Genomic DNA, 13,270 nt, shown 5'->3' with positions numbered 1-13,270 from the left:
GCGGGAGCGCCTGCGCCGACCGGGGCTCCCGCGGACGGCGCGGCGACCGCGGGCTCGTCCGCCTCCGGCGCGGCCCCCGACGGCGCGGCCCCGGCCCACGGGTCGCCGGACGGGTCGGCGGGCTCGTCGAGCGGCGGCTCGTCGGCCGGGTCGAAGGGCAGGTCGGCGTACGGGTCGGTGGGGCTCACCCGCACGATCGTAGGCGCACCCGCCGACCCTCGGGTCGTCGTGCACAGGTCGCGGCCCGCGAACCCCGGGGACGGTTCGGGGGCACCGAGAGCCGAGGACGCCGGGGGTCAGGAGCGCATGTCCATGACCACGCGCCCGTCGATCCTGCCTTCCTCCATCTCGGAGAAGACCGCGTTGATGTCGTCGAGCGGGCGCACCGTGTACGTCGGGCTGATCTTCCCGCGCGCGAAGAAGTCGAGCGCCTCCGCCATGTCCTTGCGCGTCCCGACGATCGACCCGCGCACGGTCAGCCCGAAGAGCACGGTCGTGAAGATGTCGAGCGGGAACTTCTCCGGCGGGAGCCCGACGAGCGAGACCGTGCCCCCGCGGCGCAGTGCACCCACGGCCTGGGGGAACGCGTGCGCGTTGACGGCGGTGACGAGCGCGCCGTGGACGCCGCCGCCCGTCTGCTCCTGGATCTCGGCCGCCGCGTCGGGCGACGTGGCCGCGTTGACCGCGACCTCCGCGCCGTGCTTGCGCGCGAGCGCGAGCTTCTCGTCGTCCACGTCCACCGCGGCGACGCGGCGGCCCATCGCGACCGCGTACTGCACCGCGATGTGCCCGAGCCCGCCGATCCCGGAGACCAGCACCCACTCGCCCGGCTGTGTGTCCGTGACCTTGAGCCCCTTGTAGACGGTGACGCCCGCGCACAGGATCGGGCCGACGGCGGAGAGCTCGACCCCGTCCGGGACCACCGGGCAGTAGCGCGAGTCGACGAGCATGTACTGGCCGAACGAGCCGTCGACCGAGTAACCGCCGTTCTTCTGGTTCGGGCACAGGGTCTCCCACCCCGTCTCGCAGTACTCGCACTCGCCGCACGCGCTCCACAGCCACGCGTTCCCGACCGTGTCGCCGACCTGGACACGCGTGACCTGGTCGCCCACCGCGACCACCGTGCCGACACCCTCGTGGCCGGGCACGAACGGGGGAGCGGGCTTGACCGGCCAGTCGCCGTGCGCGGCGTGCAGGTCCGTGTGGCACACGCCGGTGTAGTCGACCTTGACCAGGGCCTCGTGGGGCCCGGGCGTCGGGACCTCGATCTCGTCGACGACCAGGGGCTCGGTGAACGAGCGGACGACGGCGGCACGCATGGTGGGCATGACGATCACCTCGGTTCTCGGGAAGAGCGGCGGCCGGACCGCGCCGGCGGCACTGCCTCGTCCTCGACGCTACGCGCGCGGGCACCGTTCGTCGCGGCGGACGGCGCGACGCGCGACTCACGACCGTGCTGCTCGCGACCTCCTCGTCTCCACGACGAGGGCGAGCGTCCCGGTGACCACGACGACGACGACCCGACCCACGCGCTCCCCGCGGCGAGGGTCAGCGCCCCGGAGCCGACCGCGCCGAGCAGCGGCAGCCAGTGCCGCAGGACCCACGCACCGGGCGCTCGACCCTCGCGCACGGGTGGTGTGGGCGGCCCCGTGGTCACGGACGTCGTCGTCCCTCCGCCTCGGGTGCGGTCGGGGGGCGTGCTCCCGTACCCCGGTGCTTCAATGGAACCGCCGACGGCGACGTCTCGCGCGCCGGGCGGTCGGGGCGGGCCGAGAGCCCGTCCGTCCACGCAGCGCGCAAGGAGGCCGGACATGGACGCACCGCTCCCCGCCGTCCCCCCGGGCGACGCGATCTCCACCCGCGACGACACCCTCGATGCCACCACCGATGCCGCGCGTACCCGGCGTTCCGGCCCGGTCCTGCGCGGGGCGACGCCGACGCGACGTGTCGTCCTCGCCGGGTCGGGAGCGGGCGCCGCGCTCGCGCTGCTCGCGGCGTGCGGTGGTGGCGGCACCTCGGGGACGCCGGACGGCGGGACGAGCGGCGGCGAGGGCTCCGGGGGCGGCGCGCCCGACATCGGTCCCGGGCAGACGCTCGCGAGCGTCGACGACGTCCCGGTCGGCGGGGCGCTCGCGGTCACCGTGGACGGCGCGCCGCTCCTCGTCACGCAGCCCGCAGAAGGCACCTTCGCGGCCTTCAGCGCGATCTGCACCCACCAGGGGTGCACGGTCGCGCCCGGGGACGGCGAGCTCCTCTGCCCGTGCCACGCCTCCCGCTACGACCTCGCGACCGGCGCCGTGCTCGGCGGGCCCGCGCCGTCGCCCCTGCCCGAGGTGCCCGTGACGGTCGACGGCGGCGAGGTCACCTCGGCCTGACGCCGCGCCCCGGTCCCGCCCGGTCCGGGTGCGGCGACAGGCGCCCCTGCCCGCGTGCCGGACGTCACGGACGTGAGTGCGCGAGCGGTTCGTAGACTGTCCGGGTGACCCCACCCTCCGTCGCGGGACGGCCCCTGCTCCCGCTGCGCCCCGAGCTCGCCGGCGTCGAGCCGTACGGCGCGCCGCAGCTCGACGTCCCGGTCCTCCTCAACGTCAACGAGAACCCGCACGCTCCGAGCGAGGCCGTCGTCGCGACGATCACCCAGGCTGTCCGTGACGCCGCCGCGGGCCTCAACCGCTACCCCGACCGCGACTTCCACGGGTTGCGCGCCGACCTCGCGGCGTACCTCGGCACGGAGTCCGGCGTCGCGCTGGAGGCCGAGCAGCTCTGGGCCGCCAACGGGTCGAACGAGATCATGCTCCACGTGCTCCAGGCGTTCGGCGGACCGGGACGCACGGCCGTCTCCTTCGCCCCGACGTACTCGATGTACCCGGAGTACGCGCGCGACACCCACACGGCCTGGGTCGTGGGGCGTCGCGCGGAGGACTTCACGCTCGACCCGGAGCACGCCCGCGAGGTCGTCGCGCGGGAGCAGCCGTCCGTCGTCCTGCTCGCGAGCCCCAACAACCCGACCGGCACCGCGCTGCCCGCCGCGACCGTCGAGGCGGTCTGCGAGGCGGCGCTCGCGGTGCGCGTCCCGCTCCCCGGCGGGCAGCAGGCGCCGGCCGTCGTCGTCGTCGACGAGGCGTACGGTGAGTTCCGCCGCGCCGGCACGCCGTCCGCGCTCGAGCTGCTCGACCGGTACCCGAACCTCGCGGTGACGCGCACGATGTCCAAGGCGTTCGCGCTCGCGGGGGCCCGGGTGGGCTACCTCGCGGCGTCGCGCGAGCTCGTCGACGCGCTGCGCGTCGTCCGTCTCCCGTACCACCTGTCGGCCGTGACCCAGGCGGTCGCGCGCGCGGCCCTCGCGCACTCCGGCGAGCTGCTCGCACAGGTCTCGGAGCTGCGCGAGCGCCGCGACGAGACCGTCGCGTGGCTGCGCTCGCTCCGGCACCCGGACGGCCGTCCGCTCGACGTCGCCGACTCGGACGCCAACTTCGTCCTGTTCGGCACGTTCGCCGACCGGCACGCGGTCTGGTCGGCGATGTTGGAGCGGGGCGTGCTCATCCGGGAGACTGGTCCCGACGGCTGGCTGCGGGTGTCGATCGGCACCGGCGAGGAGATGCGGGCCTTCCGACAGGCCCTCGTGGAGGTGGCAGGACTGTGAAGCGCACCGCGCGCATCGAGCGCGCGACGTCCGAGTCGAGCGTGCTCGTCGAGCTCGACCTCGACGGCACGGGACGGACGGAGATCTCGACGACCGTCCCGTTCTACGACCACATGCTCACGGCGCTGGGCAAGCACTCGCTCATCGACCTCAAGGTCGTCGCCACGGGTGACACGCACATCGACGCGCACCACACGGTCGAGGACGTGGCGATCACGATCGGCGAGGCGCTGCGCGTCGCGCTCGGCGACAAGGTGGGCATCGGGCGCTTCGGCGACGCGACGGTCCCGCTCGACGAGGCGCTCGCGCTCGCGGTCGTCGACGTGTCCGGGCGCCCGTACCTCGTGCACTCGGGCGAGCCGGAGGGTCAGGAGTACCACCTCATCGGCGGGCACTTCACGGGCTCCCTGACGCGCCACGTGCTCGAGTCGATCGCGCACCACGCGGGCATCTGCATCCACGTGCGCGTCCTCGCGGGTCGCGACCCGCACCACATCGTCGAGGCGCAGTTCAAGGCCCTCGCTCGCGCGCTGCGCGCCGCGGTGGCCCCCGACCCACGCGTCGAGGGCGTCCCGTCCACGAAGGGAGCCCTGTGAGCACGCACGGCGACGACGCGCTGGACGGCGTCGAGATCCCGGACGACCTCTCGTCCCTGACGGGCCCGGCGCGGCCGGACCTGGTCGCGCTCATCACGCAGATCGCCGGGGCCGAGCCCCTCGCCGCCGCGTGCTCGCTCGCGCAGGTCGAGGCGGACGTCGTGCCGACCGACGTGGGCGCCGTCGCGGTCCTGCGCGACACGGCCGGCGACGCGCCCGCGCACGCCGCCGCCGCGCTGACCACCCTGGTCAAGGGCGTCCCGCTCGTGCTCGTCGTCCGCAGCGGCGAGCAGCTCACCATGACGCGCTGGGCGGACGGCGCGCAGGGCGACCGCCTCGCGCCGGGTCTCGTGCTCGGTGGCGCGCCCGAGTCGCTGGAGGACCTGCTCACCGGGACGACGACGCTCGCCGACCAGGACGGTGTCGTCGCGAGCTCGTCGATCTCCCGCTGGAAGGCGATGCGCCTGCTCACGTCGGCGGCGCGGCGCGCACGGAAGGACGGCGCATGACCGAGCCGACGACCCGCGAGACGCCGGGCGTGCGGCGCCCGTCCGTCGTCGTGCTCGACTACGGGTTCGGCAACGTCCGCTCGGCCGTGCGCGCGCTCGAGCGCGTCGGTGCGGACGTCGAGCTCACCGCGGACCGCGCGCGCGCCCAGGACGCGGACGGCCTCGTCGTCCCGGGCGTCGGTGCGTTCGCCGCGGTCATGGCAGGGCTGCGCGGCGTCCGCGGCGACGAGCTCGTCGGCCGCCGCCTCGCCGGCGGCCGGCCCGTGCTCGGCATCTGCGTGGGCATGCAGGTCATGTTCGAGCAGGGCGACGAGCACGGCACCCTGACCGACGGGCTGGGGGAGTGGGCCGGCCTCGTCGACCGGCTCGAGGCCGACGTCGTGCCGCACATGGGCTGGGACACGGTCGACGTCCCCGAGGGCAGCGTCCTGTTCCGCGGCGTCGAGGACGAGCGCTTCTACTTCGTCCACTCCTACGCGGCCCGCTCCTTCACGACGGGTCAGGACCTGCCCGCGGACTCGCCGATCCGGCGACCGCTCGTCACGTGGTCCGACCACGGCGGCCGGTTCGTCGCGGCCGTGGAGAACGGGCCGCTGTCCGCCACGCAGTTCCACCCCGAGAAGTCGGGCGACGCCGGCGCGACCCTGCTCGAGAACTGGGTCCGCTCGCTCTGATCGACCCGGACGCCGGGTCCCGCACACCCGGCGCACAACCGCTGCGGCGCACGCGACGCGCCACCGACACCGATGGAGAACCCCGTGACCGACCGCCTCGTGCTGCTCCCCGCCGTCGACGTCGCCGACGGCCAGGCCGTCCGCCTCGTCCAGGGCGAGGCCGGCTCCGAGACCTCGTACGGCGACCCGCTCGCCGCCGCGCTCGACTGGCAGTCGGGCGGTGCGGAGTGGATCCACCTCGTGGACCTCGACGCCGCGTTCGGCCGCGGCTCCAACGCCGAGCTCCTGGCCGACGTCGTCGCACGCCTCGACGTCCAGGTCGAGCTCTCGGGCGGGATCCGTGACGACGCGTCGCTCGAGCGCGCGCTCGCCACGGGCGCGCGCCGCGTCAACCTCGGCACCGCGGCGCTCGAGAACCCCGAGTGGACGGCGAAGGTCATCGCGGAGCACGGCGACGCGATCGCCGTCGGCCTCGACGTGCGCGGCACCACGCTCGCCGCGCGCGGGTGGACGCAGGAGGGCGGCGACCTGTGGGAGGTCCTCGACCGCCTCGAGACCGCCGGGTGCGCGCGCTACGTCGTCACCGACGTGACCAAGGACGGGACGCTGCGCGGGCCGAACCTCGACCTCCTGCGCGACGTCGCGGCGCGCACCGACGCACCGGTCGTGGCCTCCGGCGGCATCTCGAGCCTCGAGGACCTCGAGGCGTTGCGCTCGCTCGTCCCGGCAGGCGTCGAGGGCGCGATCGTGGGCAAGGCGCTCTACGCGGGCGCGTTCACGCTGCCCCAGGCGCTCGACGTCGCGGGCCGGCCGTGACCGTGGGCCCGGACTCCCCGGGGAAGGCGCTCCCGCCGTCGTCCGGGTTCGCGGGCGACGACGGGTCGGCCGACCCCGCGCTGGCGGCTCTGCTCGATGCCTACGCCGCGGGCTCGGCGTCGCTCGGCGACGTGGTCGCGCGCCTCGGCGAGACGCGCGTGCTCGTCCCGATCCTCGCCGAGCTCGAGAGCGCGGGCGAGGGCGAGCACGGGCACACCGTCGACAAGGAGGCCTCCGCCGGAGTCGTCGCGATCGAGGCGCCGGACGGGCGCCGCGCGCTGCCGGTGTTCACGTCCGTCGCGGCGATGTCCGCGTGGCGCGCGAGCGCGCGCCCCGTCCCCGTCGACGCTCGTCGGGCGGCGCTGTCCGCGGTGAGCGAGGACTGGTCGCTGCTCGTGCTCGACCCGGGCGGCCCCGTGACGGCGCTCGTGCCGCGCCCGGCCGTGTGGGCGCTCGCGCAGGGCAAGGACTGGTCGCCAGCGGTCGTCGACGGAGCCGTGGTCCCCGAGGTGGTCGCCGCGGTCCAGGGCGCTCTCGCCGGCATCCCGCACGTCGCCCGGACCTGGGCCGAGCCGGGGCGTCGCGCCGAGGTGGCCGTCGTGCTGCGCATCGATGCCGGGCTCGACCGGGCGGGCCTCGACGCGGTGCTCGGTCAGGTCAACGCCGCGCTCGCGACCGACGCCGTCGTGTCGGAGCGCGTCGACGGGCTCGAGCTGCGGGTCGGTCGCGCGGACTGAACCGCCAGGCGGGCGTCCGTGCGGTCCCGCCGCGCGGCGGGTCGCTCAGCGGCGGCGCAGGTGGCTCAGACCCCACGCGAGCGCGGCCGAGAACGCGACGACCGCGCCGAGGGCCTGCCCGCCGAGGATCACGCGGTTGAGGTCGAGCGCGGGCTGCCAGCGCACACCCTGGTCGTCGACGACGTAGACGCCCTTGGCGACGACGCGGACCCCGAACCCGCCGCCGCCACCCGAGCCCTCGCCGCCCGCCTCGCCGCCGGCGTTGCCCGACCCGGGGTCGGACGACCCGCTCGCGTCCGGCGCCGTCGATGATGCCTCGGGCTCCGGAGCGGGGGCCGCGGCAGCCCCGACGCGGCGACGCCAGTCGGCGGCCCCCTTGCCGGAGAGCTCCCCGGCGCCGGAACCCCAGCCGGAGCCGGTGCCGCCCCAGACGGTCGCGACAGGGATGACGAGCGTGCCGTCACGCTCGTAGGACTCCCCGAAGACGCGACGCACCGTGAGCGTGTCGCGCGCTGCGTGGGTGATGTGCGCCGGGTCGACGGGGGGCGTGTCCGAGCTCGCGTGTGTGCTCATGGCAGGAAGGGTAGACCCGGGGTCAAGGGTGCGCGCGGGGGCGCCTCGGCGGGGCGCGCCGGAGACGCGCGACCTGCCGCGACGGGACCGGTCAGGCGTCGCACTCCGGGAGGGCGGTGAACGCCGACTCGTCGCCGAGCATCGTCTGGAGCGTGCTCACCGGGACGAGCAGCGACTTGTCCGTCGACGTCTTGGCGTAGACGACGCCGATCACCTCGCCGGCGTCGTTGAGCGCGGCGGAGCCGGAGCTCCCCGGCTCGACCGGCGCGTCGGTGACCAGCACCTCGCCGAGGTTCTCGTGCAGCGGGTCCGTCGTCGTCCCGATGACCGAGCCCTGCGTCACCGTGAGCCGACCGCCCTCGGGGTAGCCCACGACCGTCACCGGGTCGCCCGGCGCCGGGTCGGCCGCCGCGAGGGTCGGGGCTGACGGGAGGTCCTCCGACGTCCGGACGATCGCGAGGTCCGCGAGGCCGGCCACGCTCGCGGTCTGGGCCGCGATGTCGCGACCGTCGTAGGTGAGGAGCTGCAACGAGCGCGACGAGTCGACCACGTGCTTGTTGGTGATGAGCGTGCGCGAGTCCACCGCGAACCCCGAGCCGGTCGACAGCCCGTCGCAGCGCACGTTGCGGATGCGCACGGCCATGCGCCGGACGGCGTCGAAGCCGTCGGGCGAGAGGTTCTCGGACCCCGCCGGGTCGTCGGGGGCGACGAGGGACGGCACGACCGAGTCGGGCACGGGCTCCGGGAGCTCCGGCAGGACGCCGCACGCCGCGAGCGGGCCGGTGAGCAGGGCCACGGAGGCGAGCGACCCGACGACGCGCCGGCCGACGACGCGCCCGGAGTCGTCCCTGGCGGCAGACCAGACTCGGCGCGGGGTCATCCGGCGAGCTCCTGCTGGAGCTGCGCGTTGGCGTCCGTGGCCTCCTGGCACAGCAGGTCGACCTGGTCGGCGAAGCGCTCCAGGTCCGCGGGGTCGTACGCGTCGCGGTTGTTGAGGTAGCCGATGAGCTGCGTCTGCGCCGTCGTGCACTGGCCGAGCGCGGCCGCGACCTTGCCCGCCGCCTCGGAGACCCGGCTCTGGTAGTCGAGGTACTGCTGGGACGCCTCGTTCTCGTCGCCGAGCTGCGCCTTCTCGTTGGCGAGGTCGCTGATGCGGTCCTGCGCGGCGGTGAGCTGGGTGCGCGCGGACTCGAGCTCTGCGTTCGCGCCGTCGAGCTCGGTCTGGAGCCGGGCGACGTCCTCGCCCAGGCCGCGGGCCTCGCCCTCCCAGTCCGCGCTCGACTCCTGCCAGCGCGTCGTGGTGACCCACAGGTACGCGCCGACCCCCAGGGCGGCCGCGAGCAGGAGGGACAGCACCACGATCGCCACCACGGCGCCGCGGCGACGACGCGGCGGCATCGTCGTGCTCCCGGCGGCGGACGGCACCTCGTCCGGTCCGGGTGCACCGGTCCCCGGGGACGTGACCCGGGGCGCCGGGGAGGCCGGGGCGAACGACGGCGGTCCACCCGCCGACGAGGGTGCGCCCGGGACCGCGGGCGGCGTCGTCCCCCGCGCGACGCTCTCCGGCCAGGTCGGCGACGGCGGCGGACCCGGTGGCGGCTCGGAGGACCCGCCGTGCGGCGGGGGTGCCGGCGGAGTGCTCAACTCACGGCGCCCGTGTACTTCTCGCCCGGGCCCTCGCCGGGGGCGTCGGGGTAGACCGACGCCTCGCGGAACGCGAGCTGGAGCGAGCGCAGCCCGTCGCGGAGCGACCGGGCGTGCTGGTTGCCGATGTCGGGGGCGCTCGCCGTGACGAGCGCGGCGAGCGCGTTGATGAGCTTGCGCGCCTCGTCGAGGTCGAGGTGACCCTGTTCCTGCGCGTCCTCGGCGAGGCCGCACTTGACGGCCGCGGCGCTCATGAGGTGGACGGCCGCGGACGTGATGACCTCCACGGCGGCGACGTCCGCGATGTCGCGCACGGCGTCGGCGGCGGGGTCGGGCACGGCAGCGTTCTCGGTACTCATGGCGACCATCTTTCCATCCGGCGGCGGGGGAGCACGCCCCCCGTGCGGGACGCGCCGCGACGACGCCGGCCGCCGCCCCGCAGGGGACGACGGCCGGCGTGGCGGGGCGGCGGCTCGTGACCGCCGGGACCCCAGGCTCAGGCGCGCACAGGCTCCGCCGCGGTGCCGGGCTGGCCGCCCTCGACGGGCGCGCCGGTGGCGGCGAGCGCGACGCGCAGCGCGCCGCCGAGGCCGGCGTCGACGTTCGTCCAGTACGCGATCGCGCGCTCGCGGATCTCGTCGCTGTGCACGGCGCCGACGTGCCCCGTGATCGTCGCGAGGAAGCGGTCGCGCGCGGCGTCGTCGAAGACCTCGCGGTAGAGGGTGCCGGCCTGGCCGAAGTCGTCGTCCTCCGGGTGCAGCGTCGCGGCGGTGCGCGTCAGCTCGCCGTCGGCCTCCCAGCCGGCCGACTCCGCGGCGCGGGCCGGGTCGGCGTGCGCGCCGCCCCGGCTGTTGGGCGCGTAGACCGGCGTGGTCGCCGAGGAGAAGGAGTAGCGCATGGCGCCGTCCTTCGCGTACGTGTGGCCGCCCTCGCTCGCCGCGTGCGGCGCGTTGACCGGGAGCTGCGCGTGGTTGGTGCCCACGCGGTACCGGTGCGCGTCGGCGTAGGAGAAGATGCGCGCGAGCAGCATCTTGTCGGGGCTCGTCGCGATGCCGGGGACGAAGTTGCTCGGCGCGAACGTGGCCTGCTCGATCTGCGCGAAGTAGTTCTCGGGGTTCCGGTTGAGCTCCATCACGCCCACCTCGACCAGCGGGTAGTCGGCGTGCGGCCACACCTTGGTCAGGTCGAACGGGTTGAACCGGTAGGTCTTCGCGTCCTCGTACGGCATGACCTGGACGGAGAGCGTCCAGCGCGGGAAGTCGCCCGCCTCGATGTGCTCGTACAGGTCGCGGATGTGGTGGTCGGAGTCCGACCCGGCCAGCTGCGACGCCTCGTCGGCGGAGAGGTTGTCGATGCCCTGCGCCGTCTTGAAGTGGTACTTGACCCAGAACCGCTCGCCGGCCGCGTTGATCCACTGGTAGGTGTGCGAGCCGAACCCGTCCATGTGGCGCCAGCTCGACGGCAGGCCGCGGTCGCCCATGAGCCACGTCACCTGGTGCGCGGACTCCGGCGACAGGGTCCAGAAGTCCCACTGCATGTCGTTGTCGCGCAGGTTCGAGCCGGGCAGGCGCTTCTGCGAGCGGATGAAGTCGGGGAACTTGATGCCGTCGCGCAGGAAGAACACGGGGGTGTTGTTGCCGACGAGGTCGTAGTTGCCCTCGGTCGTGTAGAACTTCAGCGCGAAGCCGCGCGGGTCGCGCCACGTGTCGGGGGAGCCCTGCTCGCCCGCGACGGACGAGAAGCGCGCGAGCATCTCGGTGGTCGTCCCGGGCTGGAAGAGCGCGGCGCGCGTGAAGGCGCTGACGTCGTTCGTCACGGTGAACGTCCCGAAGGCTCCGCCACCCTTGGCGTGCACGACGCGCTCGGGGACGCGCTCGCGGTTGAACTGGGCGAGCTTCTCGACGAGGTAGTGGTCGTGCAGGACGATCGGCCCGTCGGCGCCGACGGTCTGGGCGTGGGCGTCCGAGGCGACGGGTGCGCCGGCGTTGGTGGTGGTGAAGGGGGCGGTCATGGGTCTCCTTCCGTGGGCCGCGGTCGCGGCCCGTTGAGCTATCTCATACCGGGATCTTCGTGCGAAAACGGGCGCGCTCCGGGTGCGCGAGGTACGGGGAGCGGCGTGGTGGTGGTCAGTCCGCGCAGTCGGGGCAGAGGCCCCAGAACGTCACCTCGGCGGTGTCGATCTGGAACCCCGACGTGCTGGAGGGGGTCAGGCAGGGAGCATGGCCGACCGTGCAGTCGACGTCGGCGACGGCGCCGCAGCCCCGGCACACCACGTGGTGGTGGTTGTCGCCGAGCCGGCGCTCGTAGCGCGCGGGGTGGCCCGCGGGCTCGATCCGGCGGACCAGCCCCTTGTCGGTGAGCGTGTGCAGGACGTCGTAGACCGCCTGGACCGAGACGGAGCCGAGCGCCGCGCGCGCCGCCCGCAGGACGTCGTCGGCGTCGGCGTGCTGCTGGAGCTCGACCGCGTCGAGCACGGCGAGCCGGGCCGCGGTGACGCGCAGGCCGCGCTCGCGCAGCTCGCCCTCGTGGCGGGCGCGCCGTGGCCCGTCGTCGAGGCTCGTCCCCACGCCGGGCGTCGCTCCTGTCCTCATGGCCCCACTCTAACCACGTAAACTGGAAGAGTTCCAACGATGGAGGCGATCCGAAGTTTGGCTTTCCCTCGGGTGCGAAGACTCGCCCCGCCTCTGCTATCCTTGATGGCTGACCGACTCGTGCGCGTCTCCTCGTCCGGATTTCGGGCGACGGGAGGGGTGCGAGTGCGCAAGTGGATCTCATCCCACCCGGGTCTCGACCGCCGACGAACGTCGCGACAGAGGCCGGGTCCTGGTCCGGGACGCACCCTTCGGGGACGTTCCGACGTGGTCGTCGCCCGGCGCGACGTCCCGACCTGATGGCCTCCGCCCTGCGCTCAGGGACGGAGGCCTTCTTCGTCCCGGGTGGTCTACCGACGACTTCCTAGGAGCATCACATCAGCGAGCCTCGCATCAACGATCGGATCCGCGTCCCCGAGGTCCGACTCATCGGTCCCGGCGGGGAGCAGGTCGGCGTCGTCCGCACCGAGGTTGCCCTGAGCCTTGCCCAGGACGCGGACCTCGACCTCGTCGAGGTCGCCCCGGACGCCCGGCCACCCGTCGCCAAGCTCATGGACTTCGGCAAGTTCAAGTACGAGTCCGACATGAAGGCGCGTGAGGCGCGGCGCAACCAGGCGAACACGGTCCTCAAGGAGATCCGCTTCCGCCTGAAGATCGACCCGCACGACTACGGCACCAAGAAGGGCCACGTCGAGCGCTTCCTCGCCGCCGGCGACAAGGTCAAGGTCATGATCATGTTCCGCGGCCGTGAGCAGTCGCGCCCCGAGATGGGCGTCCGGTTGCTCCAGCGCCTCGCGGACGACGTCGCGGAGCTCGGCTTCGTGGAGTCGATGCCGAAGCAGGACGGCCGCAACATGACCATGGTGCTCGGCCCGGTGAAGAAGAAGGCCGACGCCAAGAGCGAGCAGCGCAAGCGGGCGCAGGAGGCCGAGCCCCGGCTGACGAAGTCCGCCCAGCGCGCCGCGGCGCGCACGGTCGACGGCCCGGAGGGCGAGGACGTCGACGCGCCCGAGGCCATCGAGGCCCCGGCCGTCGAGGCCCCGGCCCCCGCCGAGGCGACCGTACCGGTCGAGGCGCCCGTCGAGGCTCCGGTCGAGGAGGCGCCCGCGCCGAAGGCTGCTCCGGCGCCCAAGGCTGCTCCGGCGCCGAAGGCCGCACCCGCGCCGAAGGCCGCCGCCCCGCGCTCGGCGCCCGCGCCGCGTCCGGCCACGGCACCGCGTACCGCTGCCCGCCCGGCGGCGGACTCGAAGCCTGCCGCCCCGCGCCCGGCCACTCCTCGTCCGGCACCCGCGGCTCCGTCCGCGCCGGCGTCCGCCGCCAAGCCGGCGGCCCCCAGGCCTGCCGCGCCCAAGCCGAGCGCCCCGCGCCCGGCACCCAAGCCGGCACCGCGAGGCAAGGCCGGCTGACGGCCGGCAGCACAGACCGACCCTGCTCGGGGTCCGGGCCCACCGGCCAGGACCCGAACACGTCGGCCGCCGCGAGGCGGC

15 protein-coding genes and 1 pseudogene are annotated in these 13,270 nt (G+C 74.8%); 8 read left to right on the top strand and 8 right to left on the bottom strand.

All coding sequences use genetic code 11. From position 1 onward, the window contains the following. Together CCE02nite_RS20590 and adhP are read right to left on the bottom strand one after the other, a co-directional pair. Positions 1-188: pseudogene (locus CCE02nite_RS20590) on the bottom strand (hypothetical protein); the annotation flags it as partial. 108 nt (positions 189-296) lie between these two features. Then, positions 297-1,328 carry an alcohol dehydrogenase AdhP gene (adhP, locus tag CCE02nite_RS19085; RefSeq protein WP_174774938.1) on the bottom strand — a complete coding sequence of 344 codons (1,032 nt, stop codon included), beginning with the start codon at positions 1,326-1,328 and terminating at the stop codon, positions 297-299. Positions 1,329-1,811: 483 nt separating this feature from the next. Between adhP and CCE02nite_RS19080 the strand changes: the two genes are divergently transcribed. From CCE02nite_RS19080 to CCE02nite_RS19050, 7 genes are all read left to right on the top strand, one after another. Next, positions 1,812-2,375: a Rieske (2Fe-2S) protein gene (locus CCE02nite_RS19080; protein ID WP_141391174.1), complete on the top strand. Its 564-nt coding sequence runs from the start codon at positions 1,812-1,814 to the stop codon at positions 2,373-2,375. A gap of 104 nt (positions 2,376-2,479) precedes the next feature. Continuing rightward, a complete protein-coding gene (locus CCE02nite_RS19075; protein ID WP_141391173.1) occupies positions 2,480-3,643 on the top strand; it encodes a histidinol-phosphate transaminase in 1,164 nt (387 codons plus the stop codon). Then, positions 3,640-4,239 (top strand): imidazoleglycerol-phosphate dehydratase HisB, encoded by a 600-nt coding sequence (gene hisB, locus CCE02nite_RS19070; protein ID WP_021482124.1) that lies wholly within the window; start codon positions 3,640-3,642, stop codon positions 4,237-4,239. The genes CCE02nite_RS19075 and hisB overlap by 4 nt, the downstream gene beginning before the upstream one ends. Next, positions 4,236-4,748 (top strand): hypothetical protein, encoded by a 513-nt coding sequence (locus CCE02nite_RS19065; RefSeq protein ID WP_141391172.1) that lies wholly within the window; start codon positions 4,236-4,238, stop codon positions 4,746-4,748. Before hisB ends, CCE02nite_RS19065 begins: the two co-directional genes overlap by 4 nt. Continuing rightward, positions 4,745-5,422 (top strand): imidazole glycerol phosphate synthase subunit HisH, encoded by a 678-nt coding sequence (gene hisH / locus CCE02nite_RS19060; RefSeq protein WP_141391171.1) that lies wholly within the window; start codon positions 4,745-4,747, stop codon positions 5,420-5,422. Before CCE02nite_RS19065 ends, hisH begins: the two co-directional genes overlap by 4 nt. 84 nt (positions 5,423-5,506) lie before the next feature. After that, positions 5,507-6,238, top strand: coding sequence for a bifunctional 1-(5-phosphoribosyl)-5-((5-phosphoribosylamino)methylideneamino)imidazole-4-carboxamide isomerase/phosphoribosylanthranilate isomerase PriA (gene priA / locus CCE02nite_RS19055; protein WP_371861947.1), 732 nt, complete (start codon positions 5,507-5,509; stop codon positions 6,236-6,238). After that, a complete protein-coding gene (locus CCE02nite_RS19050) occupies positions 6,235-6,975 on the top strand; it encodes an SseB family protein (RefSeq protein WP_141391169.1) in 741 nt (246 codons plus the stop codon). Before priA ends, CCE02nite_RS19050 begins: the two co-directional genes overlap by 4 nt. A 45-nt stretch (positions 6,976-7,020) precedes the next feature. Here CCE02nite_RS19050 and CCE02nite_RS19045 read toward each other — a convergent pair whose 3' ends face one another. The 6 genes from CCE02nite_RS19045 to CCE02nite_RS19020 form a co-directional block, all read right to left on the bottom strand. Beyond that, the gene (locus CCE02nite_RS19045; RefSeq protein ID WP_141391168.1) at positions 7,021-7,548 is read right to left on the bottom strand and encodes a hypothetical protein; all 528 of its coding nucleotides are present in this window, start codon (positions 7,546-7,548) and stop codon (positions 7,021-7,023) included. Between the two features lie 91 nt (positions 7,549-7,639). Next, positions 7,640-8,428 (bottom strand): S1C family serine protease, encoded by a 789-nt coding sequence (locus CCE02nite_RS19040; RefSeq protein ID WP_141391167.1) that lies wholly within the window; start codon positions 8,426-8,428, stop codon positions 7,640-7,642. Beyond that, complete coding sequence (locus tag CCE02nite_RS19035; protein WP_141391166.1) at positions 8,425-8,946, bottom strand: hypothetical protein; 522 nt, start codon at positions 8,944-8,946, stop codon at positions 8,425-8,427. The genes CCE02nite_RS19040 and CCE02nite_RS19035 overlap by 4 nt, the downstream gene beginning before the upstream one ends. A 242-nt stretch (positions 8,947-9,188) precedes the next feature. Beyond that, entirely contained in the window at positions 9,189-9,560 is a 372-nt protein-coding gene (locus tag CCE02nite_RS19030; protein WP_371861946.1) for a DUF1844 domain-containing protein, read from the bottom strand. A 128-nt stretch (positions 9,561-9,688) separates the two neighbouring features. Continuing rightward, on the bottom strand, positions 9,689-11,203 hold the full coding sequence (locus tag CCE02nite_RS19025) for a catalase (RefSeq protein WP_141391165.1): 1,515 nt from the start codon (positions 11,201-11,203) through the stop codon (positions 9,689-9,691). Between the two features lie 115 nt (positions 11,204-11,318). After that, positions 11,319-11,783 carry a Fur family transcriptional regulator gene (locus CCE02nite_RS19020; protein ID WP_141391164.1) on the bottom strand — a complete coding sequence of 155 codons (465 nt, stop codon included), beginning with the start codon at positions 11,781-11,783 and terminating at the stop codon, positions 11,319-11,321. A gap of 377 nt (positions 11,784-12,160) precedes the next feature. Between CCE02nite_RS19020 and infC the strand changes: the two genes are divergently transcribed. Continuing rightward, a complete protein-coding gene (gene infC / locus CCE02nite_RS19015; RefSeq protein ID WP_141391163.1) occupies positions 12,161-13,189 on the top strand; it encodes a translation initiation factor IF-3 in 1,029 nt (342 codons plus the stop codon). Positions 13,190-13,270: the final 81 nt, after the last annotated feature.

Source organism: Cellulosimicrobium cellulans (assembly GCF_006539945.1).
GTDB lineage: Bacteria > Actinomycetota > Actinomycetes > Actinomycetales > Cellulomonadaceae > Cellulosimicrobium > Cellulosimicrobium cellulans.
This window is presented reverse-complemented; position numbering and strand designations above follow the sequence as displayed.